This window comes from Planococcus sp. S3-L1, from assembly GCF_030063085.1.
GTDB classification, from domain to species: Bacteria; Bacillota; Bacilli; order Bacillales_A; family Planococcaceae; genus Planococcus; species Planococcus kocurii.
Window position 1 is genome coordinate 333,572 of record NZ_JASISN010000001.1, and the last position, 19,395, is coordinate 352,966.

Below are 19,395 nucleotides of genomic sequence, written 5' to 3' on the forward strand. Positions count from 1 at the left end.
GAAACATTATGGATTTGCACTTTACAGATGAACAACTTATGATGCGCAACATGGTGCGAGATTTCGCAAAAGAAGAAATTGCTCCTTTTATCGAAAATATGGAAAACGATGAATTCCCAACAGAAATTATTAAGAAAATGGGTAAGCTTGGCTTGATGGGCATTACTGCACCTGAAAAATACGGCGGTTCTGAAATGGATTTTACTTCCTACATCACAGCTATTCATGAACTTTCAAAAGTAAGCAGTGTAGTGGGCGTAATTTTGTCTGTTCATACGTCTGTTGGGACAAACCCGATTTTGAATTTCGGATCACAACAACAAATTGAGAAATACGTACCAAAACTGGCAAGTGGCGAATACTTAGGAGCTTTCTGTTTAACAGAACCAGCAGCTGGTTCTGACGCTGGAAGCTTGAAAACAAAAGCTGTTCTAGACGGCGATGACTATGTATTAAATGGCTCAAAAGTATTTATTACGAATGGTGGAGCAGCTGATACGTATATCGTCTTTGCCTCTACAAAACCCGCTGCCGGATCTCGTGGAATTTCAGCGTTTATCGTTGAAAAAGACACACCGGGATTAATCATTGGGAAGAACGAAAAGAAAATGGGAATGCATGGTTCGAAAACCGTTCAACTAACATTCGAAAACATGCGCGTTCCAGCTGAAAACCTACTAGGCGAGGAAAATAAAGGATTCAGCATCGCAATGGCGAATTTGAACGTTGGGCGTATTGGCATTGCAGCACAGGCACTTGGTATTGCTGAAGCGGCTTATGAATACGCAGTAGCTTATGCAAAAGAACGCGTACAGTTTGGAAAACCAATTACTCATCAACAAGGTATTGGCTTTAAACTAGCAGACATGGCAACACAAGTAGAAGCAGCGAAATTGCTCGTTTATAATGCGGCTGATCTGTATTCAAATGGCAAAGACTGTAACAAAGAAGCTTCAATGGCAAAACTTTTCGCTTCAAAAGCAGCGATGGACGTAACCATTGAAGCCATTCAAGTATTCGGCGGTTATGGTTATACAAAAGATTATCCAGTTGAGCGTCTATTCCGCGACGCGAAAGTAACGGAAATTTACGAAGGCACAAGTGAAATTCAACGTATTGTAATAAGCAAACAACTAACCAAATAATTGGAGGAATAAAAATATGAATTTTCAACTATCTGAAGAACACCAAATGATCCGCAAAATGGTAAGAGATTTCGCAAATAAAGAAGTAGCGCCAACTGCAGAAGAGCGTGACGAGGAAGAACGTTTTGACCGTGAAATTTTCGATAAAATGGCTGAACTTGGCTTAACAGGAATTCCATGGCCAGAAGAGTATGGCGGAATTGGCTCAGATTACTTGGCGTATTGCATCGCAGTTGAAGAGTTATCACGCGTTTGTGCATCAACTGGCGTTACATTATCAGCACATACTTCATTAGCTGGTTGGCCGGTATATACATTCGGAACAGAAGAGCAAAAACAAAAATACCTTCGTCCAATGGCTGAAGGAACTAAAATCGGCGCTTATGGTTTGACTGAACCATCTGCAGGATCTGATGCAGGTTCTATGCGCACATCGGCAAGAGAAGATGGCGATCATTACGTATTAAATGGTTCGAAAATCTTTATCACAAACGGTGGCATCGCAGACATCTATGTCGTTTTCGCAGTAACAGATCCAGAATCAAAACATAAAGGCACGACAGCATTTATCATCGAAAAAGAATTTGAAGGTTTCTCGGTCGGTAAAAAAGAACGCAAGCTAGGCATTCGTTCAAGCCCGACAACGGAAATTATTTTTGACAACTGCCGCGTACCAAAAGAAAATGTCTTAGGGGAACTGGGTCAAGGCTTTAAAATTGCGATGCAAACACTTGACGGCGGCCGTAACGGAATTGCAGCTCAAGCGGTTGGAATCGCGCAAGGCGCACTTGACGCTTCAATCGATTACGCAAAAGAGCGTGAGCAATTCGGTAAGCCAATCTTGGTTAATCAAGGAGTTTCATTTAAATTAGCAGATATGGCAACTTCAATTGAAGCTTCTCGTTTGTTGACGTATCAAGCTGCTTGGCTTGAGTCGAACAAATTGTCTTATAGCAAAGAGTCAGCAATGGCGAAACTAATGGCAGGTGACACAGCGATGAAAGTGACCGTTGAAGCAGTACAAGTATTCGGTGGCTACGGTTATACAAAAGACTACCCGGTTGAACGCTTTATGCGCGATGCGAAAATCACACAAATTTACGAAGGTACACAAGAAGTTCAGCGTCTTGTTATTTCTCGGATGGTCACGAAATAAGCGGAGGGGTGCCTTATGAACAAAAAGCGTGAGATTGAGTCTTCCGTGAAAGATGAAAGCTTAATAGAAAAGCGTCGTGAACAAATGATTCGCGGCGCTGTCACGCTATTTAAAGAAAAAGGCTTTCACCGGACGACGACACGAGAAATTGCTAAAGCAGCAGGTTTTAGCATTGGAACTTTATACGAATACATCCGGACAAAAGAAGATGTGTTGTATCTTGTTTGTGACTCGATTTATGACGAAGTGCATGCACGTCTCGACAAACTTGATATCGAACAAGGGTCTGTTAGCGTTCTGACGATGGCGATTGAACATTACTACATTTTGATTGACGAGATGCAAGACGAATTTGTTGTCATGTACCAAGAATCCAAATCATTGCCAAAAGACGCTTTGGGCTACGTGCTGAATAAGGAACTCCAAATGGTCGCAATTTTTGAACGATTACTGACACAATGCGTCGAGAATAACGAAATCGCCATGACACCCAAAGAAGTGGTCATGGCGGCTCACCATTTATTTGTACAAGGACAGATGTGGGCTTTCAGACGCTGGGCTTTAGATGATTTCACCATTCAAGAATTTATCCATATCCAAACTAAGTTTCTTTTGCAGGGGATGGCAGGAGAACACATTTCAATACAGGGGGCTTAATATAATGGCTATCATTGAAGAATCGAAAACCTATCAGCCGAAAAATCATATTCGCTTTGTTACAGCTTCAAGTCTTTTTGACGGCCACGACGCGTCGATTAATATTATGCGCCGGATTTTGCAGTCGAGCGGTGCCGAAGTGATTCACTTAGGGCACAACCGTTCTGTTGAAGAAGTAGTCAATGCAGCGATTCAAGAAGACGTACAAGGCATTTGTATTTCTTCTTACCAAGGCGGTCATATGGAATACTTTAAGTATATGTATGATTTATTAAAGGAAAAAGGCGCTTCGCATATCCGTATTTACGGCGGTGGCGGCGGCGTTATTTTGCCACGCGAAATCAAAGAACTTGAAGCTTACGGCGTTGCGGGGATTTTTTCACCTGAAGATGGCCGTAAAAAAGGCTTGCAAGGCATGATCACTGAAATTGTTGAGGAATGTGATTTCTCAACGGTAAAAGAAAATCAGTCTTTTGAAAACTTAACAACTGAAGAACCGGTTGTACTGGCGAACGTCATTACAGCGGCTGAAGAAGCCCACACGCGAGATACAGATACAGATGAATTGTTGAGGGTGGTTCGTGAACAAACGAAAAACACACCGATTCTTGGAATTACGGGAACAGGCGGAGCTGGTAAAAGTTCGTTAACAGATGAATTGATTCGTCGTTTCTTATCAGAACTTCCAGACAAAAAAATTGCCATTTTGTCTATTGACCCAACCAAACAAAAAACGGGCGGGGCACTTTTAGGTGATCGTATCCGCATGAACGCCATTTTCAACAAGCGCGTCTTTATGAGGAGTCTTGCAACACGTGGTTCGCGTTCTGAATTGTCAGGCGCAATCGGTGATGTATTGGATGTTGTGAAAGCAGCAGATTTTGACTTGATTATCGTTGAAACGAGCGGAATTGGTCAAGGCGATGCAGAAATCGCGAATTTCTCAGACGTTTCGATGTATGTGATGACAAGTGAATTTGGTGCGCCGTCACAGCTTGAGAAAATCGATATGATTGATTATGCAGATTTGATTTGTATCAATAAATTCGAACGCAGCGGTTCACAAGATGCGCTTCGTCAAGTGCAAAAGCAGTACCAGCGCAGCCGCCTGTTGTGGGATAAAGAGCTAGATGATATGCCGGTTTACGGCACCATCGCAAGTCAGTTTAACGATAAAGGCACGAACTCGTTGTTTGCGGCATTAGTAGGGACGATTAATGAAAAATGTGGAACTGATTGGGAAACGGATTACGACAAATTCGTTAAAACGCAAAAAGAAAACCTCATTATTCCAAACGAACGTCGCTATTATTTGCGTGAACTGACGGATACAATCCGTGGCTATCACGCGAAAACGAAAGAGCAATCTGCTTTTGCACGTCGTCTGTTCCAATTAGAAGGAGCAATCGAAGCGGTAAAAGAAAAAGCGCCGGATGATGCATTAGTTGCTTCACTCGAGTCGCTTGCAGAAGGTGTTCGTGATGAACTAACAGCCGAATCAAAACGCATTTTAAACAACTGGGATGCCTTAAAAGAAATGTATGCGGGGGACGAGTTTGTTACGACGGTACGTGACAAAGAAATTCGTACCATTTTGCGTACAGAAAGCTTGTCTGGCATTAAAGTGCCTCGCGTTGTCTTGCCGAAATTCGTTGATTACGGTGAAATTTTGTCATGGGTTTATTTGGAGAATGCTCCAGGTTCATTCCCTTATACAGCAGGTGTATTCCCGTTCAAACGTGCTGGAGAAGATCCAAAACGTCAGTTTGCAGGAGAAGGTACACCTGAACGCACCAATCGTCGTTTCCATTACTTATCAAAAGACGACGATGCAAAACGTTTGTCAACAGCGTTTGACTCGGTAACGCTTTACGGCGAAGACCCGGATCACCGCCCGGATATTTACGGGAAAGTCGGCGAGTCTGGTGTATCCATTTGTACATTAGATGACATGAAGAAATTGTATGAAGGATTTGACCTTTGCGCACCGTCGACTTCTGTATCGATGACCATCAACGGACCGGCGCCAATCATTTTGGCGATGTTCATGAACACAGCAATTGATCAGCAAGTAAAAATCAATGAAGAAAAACTGGGTCGCACGTTGACTGTAGAAGAATTCACAGAAGTTCGTGAAGGCACGCTGCAAGTGGTTCGTGGAACCGTACAAGCGGATATTCTAAAAGAAGACCAAGGACAAAATACGTGTATCTTCTCAACTGAATTTGCATTACGAATGATGGGCGATATTCAGCAATACTTTATCGACCATAAAGTACGTAACTACTATTCAGTATCAATTTCTGGCTACCACATTGCAGAAGCGGGTGCGAATCCGATTTCACAATTAGCGTTTACCCTGTCGAACGGCTTCACGTACGTGGAATATTATTTGAGCCGCGGCATGAAAATCGATGACTTTGCACCAAACTTGTCGTTCTTCTTCTCGAACGGACTAGACCCGGAGTATACAGTTATTGGACGTGTAGCACGCCGCATTTGGGCAGTTGTCATGCGCGATAAATACGGTGCCAATGAACGTAGCCAAAAGCTGAAATACCACGTACAAACGTCAGGCCGCAGCTTGCACGCTCAGGAAATCGACTTTAACGATATCCGGACAACGCTTCAAGCGTTAATGGCGTTGCAAGACAACTGTAACTCATTGCACACCAACGCTTACGACGAAGCCATCACAACACCGACAGAAGAATCGGTCCGTCGCGCAATGGCCATTCAAATGATCATCACCAAAGAACACGGTCTTTCGAAAAACGAGAACCCGCTACAAGGCGCGTTCATCATTGAAGAAATGACCCAATTGGTAGAAGAAGCGGTAATGACAGAATTTGACCGCATCAACGACCGTGGAGGCGTACTGGGCGCAATGGAAACACAATACCAACGCGGCAAAATTCAAGAAGAATCCATGCATTACGAAATGAAAAAACACACAGGCGAATTGCCGATTATCGGAGTCAACACATACTTGAACCCGAATCCGCAAACGGACGATGACATCAACTCGATGGAAATCGCCCGCGCCACAATAGAAGAAAAAGAAACACAAATCGGCAACTTGCGCGCTTTCCAAGAACGCCATGATTCGGATGAAGCGTTAAATCGCTTGAAACAAGTAGCGAAAACTGGCGGCAATATCTTTGAAGAATTGATGGAAACTGTAAAAGTCGCAAGTCTCGGCCAAATCACCACCGCTTTATACGAAGTCGGCGGGCAATACAGACGCAATATGTAAGTAAAAGCTGGATAAAGAAGATGGAACACATGTCGAACGACATGTGTTCCATCTTTTTTGCGCGGAATGAGAGAAATACGCACGGAACGAGAGAAATACGCACGGAACGAGAGAAATACGCACGGCGCGAGAGAAATACGCACGGCGCGAGAGAAATACGCACGGCGCGAGAGAAATACGCACGGCGCGAGAGAAATACGCACGGCGCGAGAGAAATACGCACGGAACGAGAGAAATACGCACGGAACGAGAGAAATACGCAAGTTTCAACAAAAAACGCACACAACAAAAATCCTGCTTATCTGATAGAAAAACACAAATTAAAGAACTTTCTTTTTCAAAAGGATAGACAGTCGATATCCGTTTAGGTTTTCTGTATACTAAGAGAATGTGCAACATCTGAAAAAAGAAGGATGAATCCTATGCGTAAAGCTATTCACTACATAATCATCGGAATCTGTGTCATACTGATTTTCTTCCTGTACAATAAAGCTTTGGGATCAATTCCGTTTATGATTCTAGCAATCTATTTATTTTATTTTGGTTGGAGACAAATAGATCCAAGAAAAAAGAATACACGGTAGCGGAGACTAGTTAGTTTGTATATAATGAATTAAGTTATGAAAGAAGAAGGGACGTGCACGGAATGAAAATTCGTGAATTATCTAAAGAAGAACTAATAGAAGAGTCGTTTGTTGACTTGACATATGCGATGTTGCAAGAGACACATGAAACAAAAACCTATGCAGAATTGGTTGCAGAAATTGAAAAGTTACTGAGCCTATCTAAAGAGGATATGAAAGATCGATTAGTCCAGTTTTATACAGATTTGAACATTGACGGCCGCTTTTTGATTTTAGGCGAAAACCGTTGGGGTCTTCGCGAGTGGTACCCAGTTGAACAGATTGAAGAAGAATCTGCGCCAACGGTTAAAGCTCGTAAAAAGAAAGCCAAAGTGTCGGATGATGAAGGCTTTGACGATCTGGATGACTTGGCACTTGAAGACGAATTGGAGTTTGAGGACTTCGGTGAAGACGATGAAGACGAAGATGAAGACGATTTGATCAAATCGCCTGTTGAAGTACTAGACTTCGATGTGGATGAAGACAAAGAAGATGTAGACGTACTCGTTGAAGATATGGATGGCAACATCATTGATGGCGAAGACGATGATGAAGACGAAGAAGACGAGGACGACTTAAAGTAAACTGAACATTTTTTCACCTTGACTTATGAGGTCAGACTGGATAATATTTTATTTGGGCTCCTTACAATAGGAGAGATGATTCGTACAGTTTACGCGCTCCCCTGCATGCAGCAGGCGGAGCGCTTTTTATTTTTTACCATTCGAGGAGGAAAAGGAATGACAAAGTATATATTTGTAACCGGTGGCGTTGTGTCATCACTCGGAAAAGGTATTGTAGCTGCATCATTAGGACGTTTATTGAAAAACAGGGGATTGAATGTAACGATTCAAAAATTTGATCCGTACATCAACATTGACCCAGGAACAATGAGTCCATACCAGCACGGGGAAGTTTTTGTGACGAATGACGGCGCAGAAACAGATTTGGATCTTGGTCACTACGAACGTTTTATCGACATCAACTTAAACAAATACTCAAACGTAACAACAGGAAAAGTATATTCAACGGTCATTCAAAAAGAACGTCGCGGCGATTACTTGGGTGGAACGGTTCAAGTAATTCCACACATCACAAATGAAATCAAAGACCGCTTGTTGCGTGCTGCAAAAACAGCGAACGCAGATGTGGTCATTACAGAAATCGGTGGAACGGTTGGAGACATCGAATCACTGCCATTCCTTGAAGCAATCCGTCAAATGAAATCAGATCTTGGTCGCGATGAAGTAATGTATGTTCACTGTACATTGATTCCGTACCTAGGTGCTGCGAAAGAAATGAAGACAAAGCCGACACAGCATAGCGTCAAAGAACTTCGCAGTCTTGGAATTCAACCAAATCTGATTGTTGTGCGCACAGAACATCCAGTGCCACAGGACATGAAAGACAAAATTGCATTGTTCTGCGATATTAAGCCAGAAGAAGTTATTGAATCACGTGACGTAGATGTGATTTACGAAATGCCGCTTCGTTTGCAAGAGCAGCATATGGATCAAATCGTTCTAGATCATTTCGGAATTGAAGCGCCAGAAGCAGATATGACAGAGTGGAGAACACTTGTTGAGAAAGTACAATCTCTTAAAAAGAGCGTTCGTATTGGCCTTGTTGGGAAATACGTGGAACTTCAAGATGCCTACATTTCAGTAGTTGAAGCATTAAAGCATGCTGGCTTCGCGTTTGATTCTGAAATCGAAGTAGATTGGATCAACGCGGAACACATCAACGCAGAAAATGCTGCAGAAAAACTAAAAGACTGTGACGGCATTTTAGTTCCTGGTGGTTTCGGCGATCGTGGCGTTGAAGGGAAAATCATCGCAACTCAATTTGCGCGCGAAAACAATGTACCATTCTTCGGTATTTGTCTAGGAATGCAACTCGCTTCTGTTGAATTTGCACGCAGCATCATGAACTTAGAAGGTGCACATTCTTCTGAGTTAAATGCGAAAACGTCTTTCCCGGTTATCGATCTATTGCCTGAGCAAAAAGATATCGAAGACTTAGGCGGAACACTTCGTCTTGGTTTGTACCCTGCGAAACTTACAATAGGTTCGAAAGCACACGAAGCTTACGGCGAAGAACTGGTTTACGAAAGACACCGTCATCGTTACGAGTTCAATAACGAATACCGTGAGGCTTTTGAGAATGCTGGCTTCAAATTCACTGGAACTAGCCCGGATGGCCGTTTAGTAGAGATTATTGAATTAGCCGACCACCAGTGGTTCCTAGCTTGCCAATTCCACCCAGAATTTATTTCGCGTCCAAACCGTCCACAACCACTATTCCGTGAGTTTGTGAGGGCATCTATCGCTAATAAATAAAGAATTCACAAAAGCCTTCCCTTGAAAAAAAAGGGAAGGCTTTTGTGAAGGGATTCACCTATTCACCTAGCATATCGTCTATACTCAATTTGACTGCATAATAAATATACAGTGCAGCTAAGGCATACGGAACCAACACAGGCTGTTCATCGTCCTGTAATAGGTTGCCTGCTAGGTCATTTAGAGAGAAGAAAGCATCCGCCAACTCACTTTCCTGTGAGTGCGCAGCAACAAATGCAAAGGCAATGCCAGCATCTGCTAACCTGCCAGCAAGCTCGTCCCCTTCGTCATTTAGAGCTAATATCCAGACTCGATCAGTCCTGTGAACGATGCTTGAAGGCGACCATTCGACGGCAGTAGGCAAACCGTTTAAAGCAACGGGAATCACAGCTTTCATTTCACCAAAGGCTGCGATAAACACAGTACCTTCTGCAACGATGGCTTGTGCTAATACGCTAGCAATGTTATGGATAGGAGTATGTTGCTGAGACAAATGTGCCAGCATCTGTGTAAATTGTACGGTTAATCGATTCATAAAACTCACCTCGTAAAAAAGTATAGCAGATAAAGGAGTGGCTCTTCTTGAAGACTATTTTGATAGTAGACGATCAGCTAGGCATCCGACTATTATTAAAAGAAGTATTTAGCAAAGAAGGTTATCAAGCAATCGCAGCGGGAAACGGAATAGAAGCGCTTAAAAAAGTACAGGAATTTTCTCCGGATCTCGTATTACTAGACATGAAAATTCCTGGAATGGATGGTATTGAGATTTTAAAGCGCTTGAAAAAGACTAATCCTCGCATTCACGTCATTATGATGACAGCTTATGGTGAACTCGATCTCATTAAAGAATCAATGAATTGGGGGGCGGAGCGTTATTTCACTAAGCCTTTCGATGTCTTTGAAGTGCGTGATGCAGTTAAGCAACTACTCGAACAGTAGCTAGCGAAGAAGTGGCGTAACTACTGGGTTTTTGATATAGTATAAAGGATATTCGCTTTAACCATCGCTGAGGAGGAAATTTAAATGCCGTTAGTTTCTATGAAAGAAATGATGATAAAAGGTAAACAAGAAGGATATGCAATTGGTCAATTCAATTTAAATAATTTAGAATTCACACAGGCTATTCTTCAAGCCGCACAAGAAGAAAATTCTCCAGTTATTTGTGGAGTTTCTGAAGGCGCAGCACGTTACATGGGTGGATTTACAACAGTTGTTAACATGGTTAAAGGATTGATGCACGATTATAAAATTACGGTTCCGGTGGCGATTCATTTAGACCACGGTTCGAGCTTTGAGAAGTGTAAGGAAGCGATTGATGCAGGATTTACATCGGTCATGATTGATGCATCTCATCATCCATTTGAAGAAAATATTGAAATTACAAAACAAGTAGTCGAATATGCACGTCAGCACAATGTTTCTGTGGAAGCAGAATTAGGGACTGTCGGTGGACAAGAAGACGACATCATTGCGGATGGCGTTATTTACGCGGATCCACAGGAATGCAAGCAAATGGTTGAACAAACGGGTATTGATTGCCTAGCACCTGCACTTGGTTCGGTTCACGGACCTTATAAAGGTGAACCGAATTTAGGGTTTAAAGAAATGGAAGAAATCTCACAGCTATGTGACGTACCGCTCGTGTTGCACGGCGGAACAGGAATTCCATTAAAAGATATTCAACGTTCAGTTTCTCTTGGTACATCGAAAATCAATGTCAACACAGAAAGCCAAATTACATCGGCTCAAGCAGTTCGTGAAGTGTTGAAAAACGATGCGGATGTTTATGATCCCCGCAAATACATGGGACCAGCCCGTGAAGCGATTAAAAAAACAGTTACGGGTAAAATGCGTGAGTTCGGAAGTTCAGGAAAAGCATAATTTAAAAACAACAAGACGGAGGAGAAGCGTCCGAAAGGCGTCTTCTCTTTTTCCCGTCAAACTGGAGGAGAGAACATATGAAATTTTTTATTGATACAGCAAACTTTGACGAAATTAAAGAAGCACACGCATGGGGGATTCTTTCAGGGGTTACAACAAATCCATCATTAGTCGCAAAAGAAAAAAATGTTTCGTTCCATGACCGCTTAAAAGAAATTGCTGCGCTTGTTGACGGTTCAATTAGTGGAGAAGTGATTGCACTTGATGCAGAAGGGATGATCAAAGAAGGTCGCGAATTGGCTGATCTTGCTCCAAACATCACGGTGAAATTGCCGATGACACCAGAAGGCTTGAAAGCTTGTGCAGTTCTTGCCTCAGAAGGCAAAAAAGTAAACGTTACATTGATCTTCAGTGCGAACCAAGCATTGCTTGCAGCACGTGCTGGAGCGGCTTACGTGTCACCATTCCTTGGGCGTCTTGATGACATTGGACATAACGGCATGGACTTGATCGCAACAATTTCAGAAATTTTTGCAATCCATGATATTTCTTCAGAAATTATTGCGGCATCTATTCGCCATCCACAGCACGTTACAGAAGCGGCTTTAAACGGTGCACATATTGCGACAATGCCAATTAAAGTGATGCACCAAATGTTCAGACACCCGTTGACAGACCAAGGAATCGAAGCATTCCTTGCAGACTGGGAAAAACGTTCAGTAGAAGTAAACTAAAAAAGCTTGAAACAGTCGATTCCTTCCTGAAATGGGAAGGGACGCCTTCGTGAAAGTGGAAAAAATGCAAGTTGAGATCGGCAATCAGCTGAAGCGCCGAACCAATGGAACTTTTCAAGCCAACCAAACGGCCCGAAAAGTGGATAAAGGAGAAATTCAATGGATGTTTATAAAATAAAAGGTGGTAATCGCCTTTCCGGAACGATTAAAGTCAATGGCGCTAAAAATAGTGCAGTAGCATTGATTCCTGCGTCGATATTAGCTAATTCGCCAGTATCGATTGAAGGGTTACCGGGGATTTCTGATGCATGGACACTGAAAAGTATTTTGGAGGAAATTGGTGGAGAAGTGACTTTTGAAGACGGAACAATGACGATTGATCCGACGACAATGGTAGATATGCCTTTACCAAATGGCAATGTGAAAAAATTGCGAGCTTCTTATTACATGATGGGCGCAATGCTTGGCCGATTTAAGCACGCAGCAATTGGTCTTCCGGGAGGCTGTTTCTTAGGACCTCGTCCAATTGATCAGCATATTAAAGGCTTTGAAGCGCTTGGCGCAAAAGTAACGAATGAACAAGGTGCGATCTATTTGCGTGCCGATGAACTTCGTGGTGCTAAAATTTATTTAGATGTTGTCAGTGTCGGAGCAACCATTAACATTATGTTGGCGGCCGTTATGGCTAAAGGACAGACAACGATTGAAAATGCGGCAAAAGAGCCGGAGATTATTGACGTTGCGACTTTATTGACGAATATGGGCGCCAAAATCAAAGGAGCCGGAACCGATGTTATCCGAATTGACGGTGTAGAGGAATTACATGGAACCAATCACACAATCATTCCTGATCGAATCGAAGCCGGAACATTCATGATTATGGCAGCTGCAATTGGTGATGGCGTGACGATTGATAACGTCATTCCATTCCATATGGAAGCATTGACTGCAAAATTACGTGAAATGGGTGTTGACGTTCAAGAAGGTGAAGAATCGATTTTTATTCCTAAATCTACTGATCTTCATGCGATTGACGTAAAAACATTAGTTTACCCAGGGTTTCCAACAGATCTTCAGCAGCCATTTTCTGTACTTATGACTCAGGCTCAAGGATCTTCTATGATTACCGACACCATTTACTCGGCACGCTTTAAGCATATCGATGAACTTCGTCGCATGAATGCCAGTGGCCGTGTTGAAGGCCGAGCAGCAATTGTCACAGGGCCAACGCCATTGACGTCTGCAACTGTAGTGGCATCTGACTTACGTGCAGGAGCAGCTTTGGTAATCGCAGGGCTACTTGCAGAAGGTGAAACTGAAATTCGTGAAATTTATCATATCGAACGTGGGTATTCATCTATTATTGAGAAGCTTCAAGGTCTGGGTGCTGATATTCGGAGAGAAACAATTGACCCTGTGACGAGCATGAAGTCCGACCTTAGCCAAGACGCAAATTGATCTTCTTTTAGCATAAAAATATGTGCTACACTAACTAAGACATAGTTAAAGCTGAACGGAGGAACTGATCGTATGGAACGAAGTTTATCGATGGAATTAGTGCGTATTACTGAAGCAGCAGCAATTGCCTCTTCAAAATGGATGGGCCGCGGCATGAAAATCGAAGCAGATGATGCAGCGACCACAGCGATGAGAACGGTATTTGATACCATTCCGATGCGTGGTGTAGTGGTCATCGGTGAAGGTGAGATGGACGAGGCACCTATGCTTTATATCGGTGAGGAATTAGGAACAGGCAATGGTCCTGAAGTGGACGTTGCAGTAGATCCTTTAGAAGGAACGAATATTGTTGCCGCTGGTGGATGGAATGCTTTGGCAGTTCTAGCAATCGCGGATCGTGGCAACCTGTTAAATGCACCTGATATGTACATGGACAAAATTGCGGTTGGCCCAGAATCGGTTGGCAAAATTGATATCAATGCGCCAGTTATTGATAATCTCCGTGCTGTAGCAAAAGCTAAAAATAAAGACATTGAAGACGTGGTTGCGACAATTATGGATCGTCCGCGTCACAAGGATGTTATTGATCAGATTCGTGCAGCGGGAGCCCGCATCAAGCTAATTGGTGATGGAGACGTTGCCGGCGCAATCAATACCGCATTTGATCAAACAGGCGTTGATATTCTATTCGGAATTGGTGGAGCACCTGAAGGCGTAATCGCTGCAGTTGGCTTAAAATGCTTAGGTGGCGAAATCCAAGGGAAGCTGCTTCCGCAAAACGAAGAAGAAGCACAACGTTGCATAGATATGGGGATTGATGTGAACAAAGTGTTGATGATGGATGATCTTGTTAAAGGCGACGATGCTATTTTTGCAGCAACCGGTGTTACAGACGGAGAACTGTTAAAAGGCGTTCAGCTAAAAGGTGGCTTCGCAGAAAGCCACACACTGGTTATGCGAGCAAAATCAGGAACCATTCGCTTTATCGAAGGACGTCACAGTCTGCAGAAAAAGCCAAATCTCGTAATGAACGATTAACGATCCTACTTCATAAATGAGTCCGGCAATTTGCCGGGCTTCTTCTTTAAGATCTTCTCAATCATTCACTACTGATCCTCAAATTACGTAACAAGAATCAAATGCCATCTGCACCATCTTTAAACGAGCAGACGTTAAGAATGCTTAAATCAACAGATAAATGAACAAAGCAATAAGCCTATTTAAACGATTTATAAAAAATAATACGAATAAGAGTGGTGTCCGATACATGGCAACGATAACAATCTCCGCATTGGAGAATATGACGTTAAAAGAGCTTTACAATTTAGCAAAAGAATACAAGCTGACTAACTACAGTAAGCTATCTAAAAAGGAACTAATTTTTGCGATTTTGAAAACGCGTGCAGAACAAGAAGGTTTTTTCTTTATGGAAGGTGTATTGGAAATTATCCAATCTGAAGGTTTTGGTTTCTTACGACCAATCAATTATTCGCCTAGCTCACAGGATATTTATATTTCCGCTTCTCAAATCCGTCGTTTTGATTTGAGAAATGGCGATAAAGTTTCAGGGAAAGTACGTCCGCCGAAAGAAAATGAACGCTATTTCGGGTTACTGCAAGTAGAAGCAGTCAACGGTGAAGATCCAGAAGTGGCGAAAGAACGTGTTCACTTTCCAGGGCTTACACCACTTTACCCAGATCGTCACATTCGTTTAGAAACGACGCCGGCTCATTTATCTACGCGCATTATGGATTTAGTATCGCCTGTCGGATTTGGTCAACGCGGTTTAATCGTAGCGCCGCCTAAAGCGGGTAAGACAATGCTACTAAAAGAAATCGCTAATTCCATTACAACGAATCACCCAGAAGCAGAACTAATTGTCTTGCTAATAGATGAACGTCCAGAAGAAGTAACGGACATCGAGCGATCAGTAAATGCAGATGTCGTGTCATCGACGTTTGATGAAGTCCCTGAAAACCACGTGAAAGTTGCTGAACTTGTTCTTGAACGTGCTATGCGCCTCGTTGAACATAAACGTGACGTAGTTATTTTAATGGACTCAATTACGCGCCTAGCTCGAGCATATAATTTGGTGATTCCTCCGAGTGGACGTACACTATCAGGAGGAATCGATCCAGCAGCTTTCCACCGACCAAAACGCTTTTTCGGAGCAGCACGTAATATCGAAGAAGGCGGCAGTTTAACTATTTTAGCGACAGCTTTAGTAGAAACTGGATCGCGTATGGATGAAGTTATTTATGAGGAATTTAAAGGAACAGGTAACATGGAATTGCATCTTGACCGCAGTTTGGCTGAGCGTCGAATCTTCCCAGCACTTGATATTCGTCGTTCTGGCACACGTAAAGAGGAATTGTTAATTGAACCGAAACAACTTGAAAAGCTTTGGACTATTCGAAAAACGTTCTCGGATACACACGATTTTGGAGAACGTTTCCTGAAAAAACTAGGTCAAACAAATACCAATGAAGAATTTTTTGAGCAATTAGCAACTGAGATGAAAACGCATCGAAACAATAAGAAGATGATTTAATTACTTGCAAAAGACGCAGGAATTTGATATGATTGCGTTAATGAATTAAAGCAAAGCTATTGCATATACGGTCTGAAGAACCGTGTAAGGCAATAGTAAAATAGATTAAACTCTGTTCCAGATGGTTCAGGGCGAGAGGAGAAAATTACGATGAAAACAGGAATTCACCCAGATTACAAACAAGCTACAGTAACTTGCTCATGTGGAAACTCTTTCACAACTGGTTCTGTAAAAGAAAACATCAACGTTGAGCTTTGCTCGGAATGTCATCCATTCTACACTGGACGTCAGAAATTCGCAGCAGCTGATGGCCGCGTAGATCGTTTCAACAAAAAATACGGCTTAAAAGAAGAAATTAACGAGTAATACTTGCTCAGCGCTAGACTGGGATTGGGGATTTCAATTGTTGAATTTCCAACTTCCAGTCTTTTGCTTTCTTCTATCAATTAAAATTATACCTGCCTCGCGCGAAAACGCCTGGCGGGTATTTTTTCGTTTTATATCAGAAAAAACGCCTTACATATTCCAAAAAATCAGCAGGTTACGACATTATTTTGGTATGATAAATAGCAAAGAAACTCCTTAATCCATCTATTTCTTCGCTCATTGAGTAAATAACTAGGGATAAAAAGCGTTGCTGATCGCTAAAACAGTAAAAAACACAAGTGTTTGAAAGGGGTCTCACCTATGTATGTTATGAAGCAAACAGGCTGGGTCGAATTGATCTGCGGGAGCATGTTTTCCGGGAAATCGGAAGAATTGATTCGCCGTGTCCGTCGTTCCCAATTTGCTAAACAAAAAATTGCTGTATTTAAACCGAAAATCGACGATCGTTATAGTAAAGAAGAGGTCGTTTCTCATAATGGTTCAACTGTAATTGCCTTGCCCATTTCTTGCTCATCTGAAATGTGGGAATACATTACGGATGAATTTGATGTAATTGCTATAGATGAAGCTCAGTTTTTTGACGAAGATATTATTGGCAATGTTCAGAAACTCGCCAATCACGGATTCCGTGTAATTGTTGCGGGACTCGACCAAGACTTTAGAGGTCGTCCGTTCGGACCAATGCCAGCACTACTCGCAATTGCTGAGCAAGTAACAAAACTTCAAGCAGTTTGCACAGTTTGTGGTTCACCGGCAAGTCGCACGCAACGTTTAATCGACGGAAAACCGGCAGGCTCGGACGATCCAACCATTTTGGTCGGTGCATCAGAAGCCTACGAACCTCGCTGCCGCCATCACCATGAAGTGCCGACTGGCGTTACTGTTAAGTGAATAGAGTATAGATATTGAGATGGTTTTGACGAAATCGCTGCAGGCGGACGCTTTCCGCGGGCACGGCCTCTGCCGCTCTTCCTTCTAAGAGTCATGTGAACAATTATGTAAAGTGAAAACTCTATTTAAAAATTACAGTTGGCTTATCATTAAATTATCAGTGAAGACTTTGATTATTAATATCATTTATTAAGATATGAAGCAAACTAGCGGAGACTCCCGCGGGATAGCGAAGTACCGAAATCCACTCGGGCACAAAGCCCGAGTTAGTTCGGTGCAAGCCCGCAGGAAAGCGGAGCTAGTTTGCGGAATATCACAACAATAACCAAAAATTAGAACTTGAGGTGACACCTATGTTTGATCGATTACAATCAGTAGAAGATCGGTATGACCGTTTAAATGAATTGCTAAGTGATCCAGATATCGTTAGTGATACCAATAAGCTACGCGACTATTCAAAAGAACAATCAGACTTGCAAGAAACGGTTGAAAGTTACCGTGAATACAAAGACTTAACCACTCAATTGGCAGAAGCCAAAGCCATGTTCGACGAAAAAATGGATGCTGATATGCGTGAAATGGTCAAAGAAGAAGTGAGTGAACTAGACCAACAGGTTTCGGTTGTTGAAGAGCGCCTTCACAAATTATTGATTCCAAAAGATCCGAATGATGACAAAAACGTTATTATGGAAATTCGTGGAGCAGCAGGTGGCGATGAAGCAGCTTTGTTCGCTGGAGATTTGTACCGCATGTATACGCGTTTTGCTGAATCGAATGGCTGGAAAGTGCAAGTAATGGATTCAAATCCGACGGGTCTTGGCGGATTCAAGGAAATCGTCTTTATGATTACCGGTAAAGGCGCTTATTCAAAAATGAAATACGAAAATGGCGCACACCGTGTACAACGCGTTCCGGAAACAGAATCAGGCGGACGTATTCATACTTCTACTGCTACGGTTGCTTGTTTACCAGAAGTTGAAGAAGTAGAAGTTGATATTCATGAGAATGATATTCGTACCGATACGTATGCATCTTCTGGAGCAGGTGGACAATCGGTAAACACGACCATGTCAGCTGTTCGTTTGACGCATCTTCCAACGAATACAGTAGTAACGTGTCAGGACGAGAAATCACAAATTAAAAACAAAGCGAGTGCAATGAAAGTATTACGTGCGCGTGTTTACGAAAAATTCCAGCAAGAAGCTCAGGCTGAATACGATGCAGTCCGAAAATCAGCTGTTGGAACGGGTGACCGTTCTGAACGAATCCGCACATATAATTTTCCTCAAAATCGTGTAACGGATCATCGAATTGGTTTAACTATTCAAAAGTTAGATCAGATTTTACAAGGGAAAATGGATGAAATTATTGATGCCTTGATTATTGAAGAACAATCTGCTCGTATGGAAAGTCTCAATAATGACCAAGCTTAAGTATGTTTATGAGGCCCTGAAGAGGGCTTCTTCTTATTTAGAGGAAAATGGCCGCGAAGAAGGAGCCGCACGTGTGCTTCTTCAACACCAACTGGGTCTTTCGTATTCAGGGTTAATGGCATCAATGCGTGATGAAATAACCGAAGCGCAATTAGAAAGTTTTTGGACGAATATTGAACTACACACAAAAGGAATTCCTGTCCAACATTTGACAGGTACAGAAGAATTTTATGGGAGGCAATTTCGCGTAAATGCCGATGTATTAATTCCTAGACCCGAAACTGAAGAGTTAATAGAAGAAACGCTGCAACTAATCGAACGCCATATGTTAACAAAAGAAATCGCAATTGCGGATATTGGTACGGGAAGTGGTGTTATTGCCATTACGATGAAATGTGAATTGCCACAAGCGCAGGTCACTGCGACAGATATCTCCGAGCCAGCGCTACAAACAGCAATGCAAAATGCGGAAGAGTTAAATGCTGAAATTGATTTTCGGTTAGGTGATGTAACAAAACCAATCGAAAATCAAAAATGGGACGTTATTTTATCTAATCCGCCCTATATCGCCTATGCAGAAGCCCCAGGACTATCGGATAGCGTTCGTGATTTTGAGCCGCATCATGCTTTGTTTGCAGATAATGAAGGGCTGGCACTTTATGAAAAAATGGCAAAACAATTTCCTGAATTGCTAAATAAACCGGGAATTATCGGGTTTGAAATAGGTTATCAACAAGGAGCTGCCGTAGAAAAGATGCTAAAAAGAGCTTTTCCGACAGCATTAATCTATTGTAAAAAAGATATCAACAAAAATGACCGAATGGTTTTTGCGGTAATCGAGTAATTTATACACAAGTTACGCACAGGCTACATGACTTTAT

18 protein-coding genes are annotated in these 19,395 nt (G+C 42.4%); 17 read left to right on the plus strand and 1 reads right to left on the minus strand.

Annotated features, from left to right (window positions below; genetic code table 11):
* The first annotated feature begins 8 nt into the window (after positions 1 to 8).
* From QMF37_RS01645 to QMF37_RS01670, 6 genes are all read left to right on the plus strand, one after another.
* On the plus strand, positions 9 to 1,145 hold the full coding sequence (locus QMF37_RS01645; RefSeq protein WP_283476177.1) for an acyl-CoA dehydrogenase: 1,137 nt from the start codon (positions 9 to 11) through the stop codon (positions 1,143 to 1,145).
* Between the two features lie 16 nt (positions 1,146 to 1,161).
* The gene (locus tag QMF37_RS01650) at positions 1,162 to 2,301 is read left to right on the plus strand and encodes an acyl-CoA dehydrogenase (protein WP_071153038.1); all 1,140 of its coding nucleotides are present in this window, start codon (positions 1,162 to 1,164) and stop codon (positions 2,299 to 2,301) included.
* 15 nt (positions 2,302 to 2,316) lie between these two features.
* Entirely contained in the window at positions 2,317 to 2,958 is a 642-nt protein-coding gene (locus QMF37_RS01655) for a TetR/AcrR family transcriptional regulator (protein WP_071153039.1), read from the plus strand.
* A gap of 4 nt (positions 2,959 to 2,962) precedes the next feature.
* Positions 2,963 to 6,214: a fused isobutyryl-CoA mutase/GTPase IcmF gene (icmF, locus tag QMF37_RS01660; RefSeq protein ID WP_078080671.1), complete on the plus strand. Its 3,252-nt coding sequence runs from the start codon at positions 2,963 to 2,965 to the stop codon at positions 6,212 to 6,214.
* A 646-nt stretch (positions 6,215 to 6,860) separates the two neighbouring features.
* A complete protein-coding gene (gene rpoE / locus QMF37_RS01665; RefSeq protein ID WP_283476184.1) occupies positions 6,861 to 7,421 on the plus strand; it encodes a DNA-directed RNA polymerase subunit delta in 561 nt (186 codons plus the stop codon).
* A gap of 156 nt (positions 7,422 to 7,577) precedes the next feature.
* Complete coding sequence (locus tag QMF37_RS01670; protein WP_283476186.1) at positions 7,578 to 9,176, plus strand: CTP synthase; 1,599 nt, start codon at positions 7,578 to 7,580, stop codon at positions 9,174 to 9,176.
* Positions 9,177 to 9,234: 58 nt separating this feature from the next.
* Here the strand turns inward: QMF37_RS01670 and QMF37_RS01675 are convergent, their stop codons facing one another.
* A complete protein-coding gene (locus QMF37_RS01675; RefSeq protein ID WP_283476189.1) occupies positions 9,235 to 9,711 on the minus strand; it encodes a DUF2529 family protein in 477 nt (158 codons plus the stop codon).
* 47 nt (positions 9,712 to 9,758) lie between these two features.
* Between QMF37_RS01675 and QMF37_RS01680 the strand changes: the two genes are divergently transcribed.
* From QMF37_RS01680 to prmC, 11 genes are all read left to right on the plus strand, one after another.
* Positions 9,759 to 10,118, plus strand: coding sequence for a response regulator (locus QMF37_RS01680; RefSeq protein ID WP_071153043.1), 360 nt, complete (start codon positions 9,759 to 9,761; stop codon positions 10,116 to 10,118).
* An 84-nt stretch (positions 10,119 to 10,202) separates the two neighbouring features.
* Entirely contained in the window at positions 10,203 to 11,060 is an 858-nt protein-coding gene (locus QMF37_RS01685) for a class II fructose-bisphosphate aldolase (RefSeq protein ID WP_071153044.1), read from the plus strand.
* Positions 11,061 to 11,137: 77 nt separating this feature from the next.
* Positions 11,138 to 11,794, plus strand: a complete 657-nt coding sequence (gene fsa / locus QMF37_RS01690) for a fructose-6-phosphate aldolase (protein ID WP_058384448.1) — start codon at positions 11,138 to 11,140, stop codon at positions 11,792 to 11,794.
* Positions 11,795 to 11,843: 49 nt separating this feature from the next.
* On the plus strand, positions 11,844 to 11,972 hold the full coding sequence (locus tag QMF37_RS01695) for a hypothetical protein (RefSeq protein WP_256204103.1): 129 nt from the start codon (positions 11,844 to 11,846) through the stop codon (positions 11,970 to 11,972).
* A complete protein-coding gene (locus QMF37_RS01700) occupies positions 11,954 to 13,252 on the plus strand; it encodes a UDP-N-acetylglucosamine 1-carboxyvinyltransferase (RefSeq protein WP_058384449.1) in 1,299 nt (432 codons plus the stop codon). Before QMF37_RS01695 ends, QMF37_RS01700 begins: the two co-directional genes overlap by 19 nt.
* Before the next feature lie 72 nt (positions 13,253 to 13,324).
* The gene (gene glpX / locus QMF37_RS01705) at positions 13,325 to 14,290 is read left to right on the plus strand and encodes a class II fructose-bisphosphatase (protein ID WP_071153045.1); all 966 of its coding nucleotides are present in this window, start codon (positions 13,325 to 13,327) and stop codon (positions 14,288 to 14,290) included.
* Positions 14,291 to 14,519: 229 nt separating this feature from the next.
* Entirely contained in the window at positions 14,520 to 15,803 is a 1,284-nt protein-coding gene (gene rho / locus QMF37_RS01710) for a transcription termination factor Rho (RefSeq protein WP_071153046.1), read from the plus strand.
* Between the two features lie 150 nt (positions 15,804 to 15,953).
* The gene (gene rpmE, locus QMF37_RS01715) at positions 15,954 to 16,169 is read left to right on the plus strand and encodes a 50S ribosomal protein L31 (protein WP_008432981.1); all 216 of its coding nucleotides are present in this window, start codon (positions 15,954 to 15,956) and stop codon (positions 16,167 to 16,169) included.
* A 321-nt stretch (positions 16,170 to 16,490) separates the two neighbouring features.
* Complete coding sequence (locus tag QMF37_RS01720; protein ID WP_071153047.1) at positions 16,491 to 17,081, plus strand: thymidine kinase; 591 nt, start codon at positions 16,491 to 16,493, stop codon at positions 17,079 to 17,081.
* A gap of 353 nt (positions 17,082 to 17,434) precedes the next feature.
* Complete coding sequence (prfA, locus tag QMF37_RS01725) at positions 17,435 to 18,514, plus strand: peptide chain release factor 1 (protein ID WP_058384453.1); 1,080 nt, start codon at positions 17,435 to 17,437, stop codon at positions 18,512 to 18,514.
* Positions 18,501 to 19,358: a peptide chain release factor N(5)-glutamine methyltransferase gene (gene prmC, locus QMF37_RS01730; RefSeq protein ID WP_071153048.1), complete on the plus strand. Its 858-nt coding sequence runs from the start codon at positions 18,501 to 18,503 to the stop codon at positions 19,356 to 19,358. Before prfA ends, prmC begins: the two co-directional genes overlap by 14 nt.
* Positions 19,359 to 19,395 lie beyond the last annotated feature (37 nt).

Bases quoted from the DNA above. Each gene is read 5' to 3' on its own strand.
- QMF37_RS01645 (WP_283476177.1), top strand. From the start codon at position 9: ATGGATTTGCACTTTACAGATGAACAACTTATGATGCGCAACATGGTG.
- QMF37_RS01650 (WP_071153038.1), top strand. From the start codon at position 1,162: ATGAATTTTCAACTATCTGAAGAACACCAAATGATCCGCAAAATGGTA.
- QMF37_RS01655 (WP_071153039.1), top strand. From the start codon at position 2,317: ATGAACAAAAAGCGTGAGATTGAGTCTTCCGTGAAAGATGAAAGCTTA.
- icmF (WP_078080671.1), top strand. From the start codon at position 2,963: ATGGCTATCATTGAAGAATCGAAAACCTATCAGCCGAAAAATCATATT.
- rpoE (WP_283476184.1), top strand. From the start codon at position 6,861: ATGAAAATTCGTGAATTATCTAAAGAAGAACTAATAGAAGAGTCGTTT.
- QMF37_RS01670 (WP_283476186.1), top strand. From the start codon at position 7,578: ATGACAAAGTATATATTTGTAACCGGTGGCGTTGTGTCATCACTCGGA.
- QMF37_RS01675 (WP_283476189.1), bottom strand. From the start codon at position 9,711: ATGAATCGATTAACCGTACAATTTACACAGATGCTGGCACATTTGTCT.
- QMF37_RS01685 (WP_071153044.1), top strand. From the start codon at position 10,203: ATGCCGTTAGTTTCTATGAAAGAAATGATGATAAAAGGTAAACAAGAA.
- fsa (WP_058384448.1), top strand. From the start codon at position 11,138: ATGAAATTTTTTATTGATACAGCAAACTTTGACGAAATTAAAGAAGCA.
- QMF37_RS01700 (WP_058384449.1), top strand. From the start codon at position 11,954: ATGGATGTTTATAAAATAAAAGGTGGTAATCGCCTTTCCGGAACGATT.
- glpX (WP_071153045.1), top strand. From the start codon at position 13,325: ATGGAACGAAGTTTATCGATGGAATTAGTGCGTATTACTGAAGCAGCA.
- rho (WP_071153046.1), top strand. From the start codon at position 14,520: ATGGCAACGATAACAATCTCCGCATTGGAGAATATGACGTTAAAAGAG.
- rpmE (WP_008432981.1), top strand. From the start codon at position 15,954: ATGAAAACAGGAATTCACCCAGATTACAAACAAGCTACAGTAACTTGC.
- QMF37_RS01720 (WP_071153047.1), top strand. From the start codon at position 16,491: ATGTATGTTATGAAGCAAACAGGCTGGGTCGAATTGATCTGCGGGAGC.
- prfA (WP_058384453.1), top strand. From the start codon at position 17,435: ATGTTTGATCGATTACAATCAGTAGAAGATCGGTATGACCGTTTAAAT.
- prmC (WP_071153048.1), top strand. From the start codon at position 18,501: ATGACCAAGCTTAAGTATGTTTATGAGGCCCTGAAGAGGGCTTCTTCT.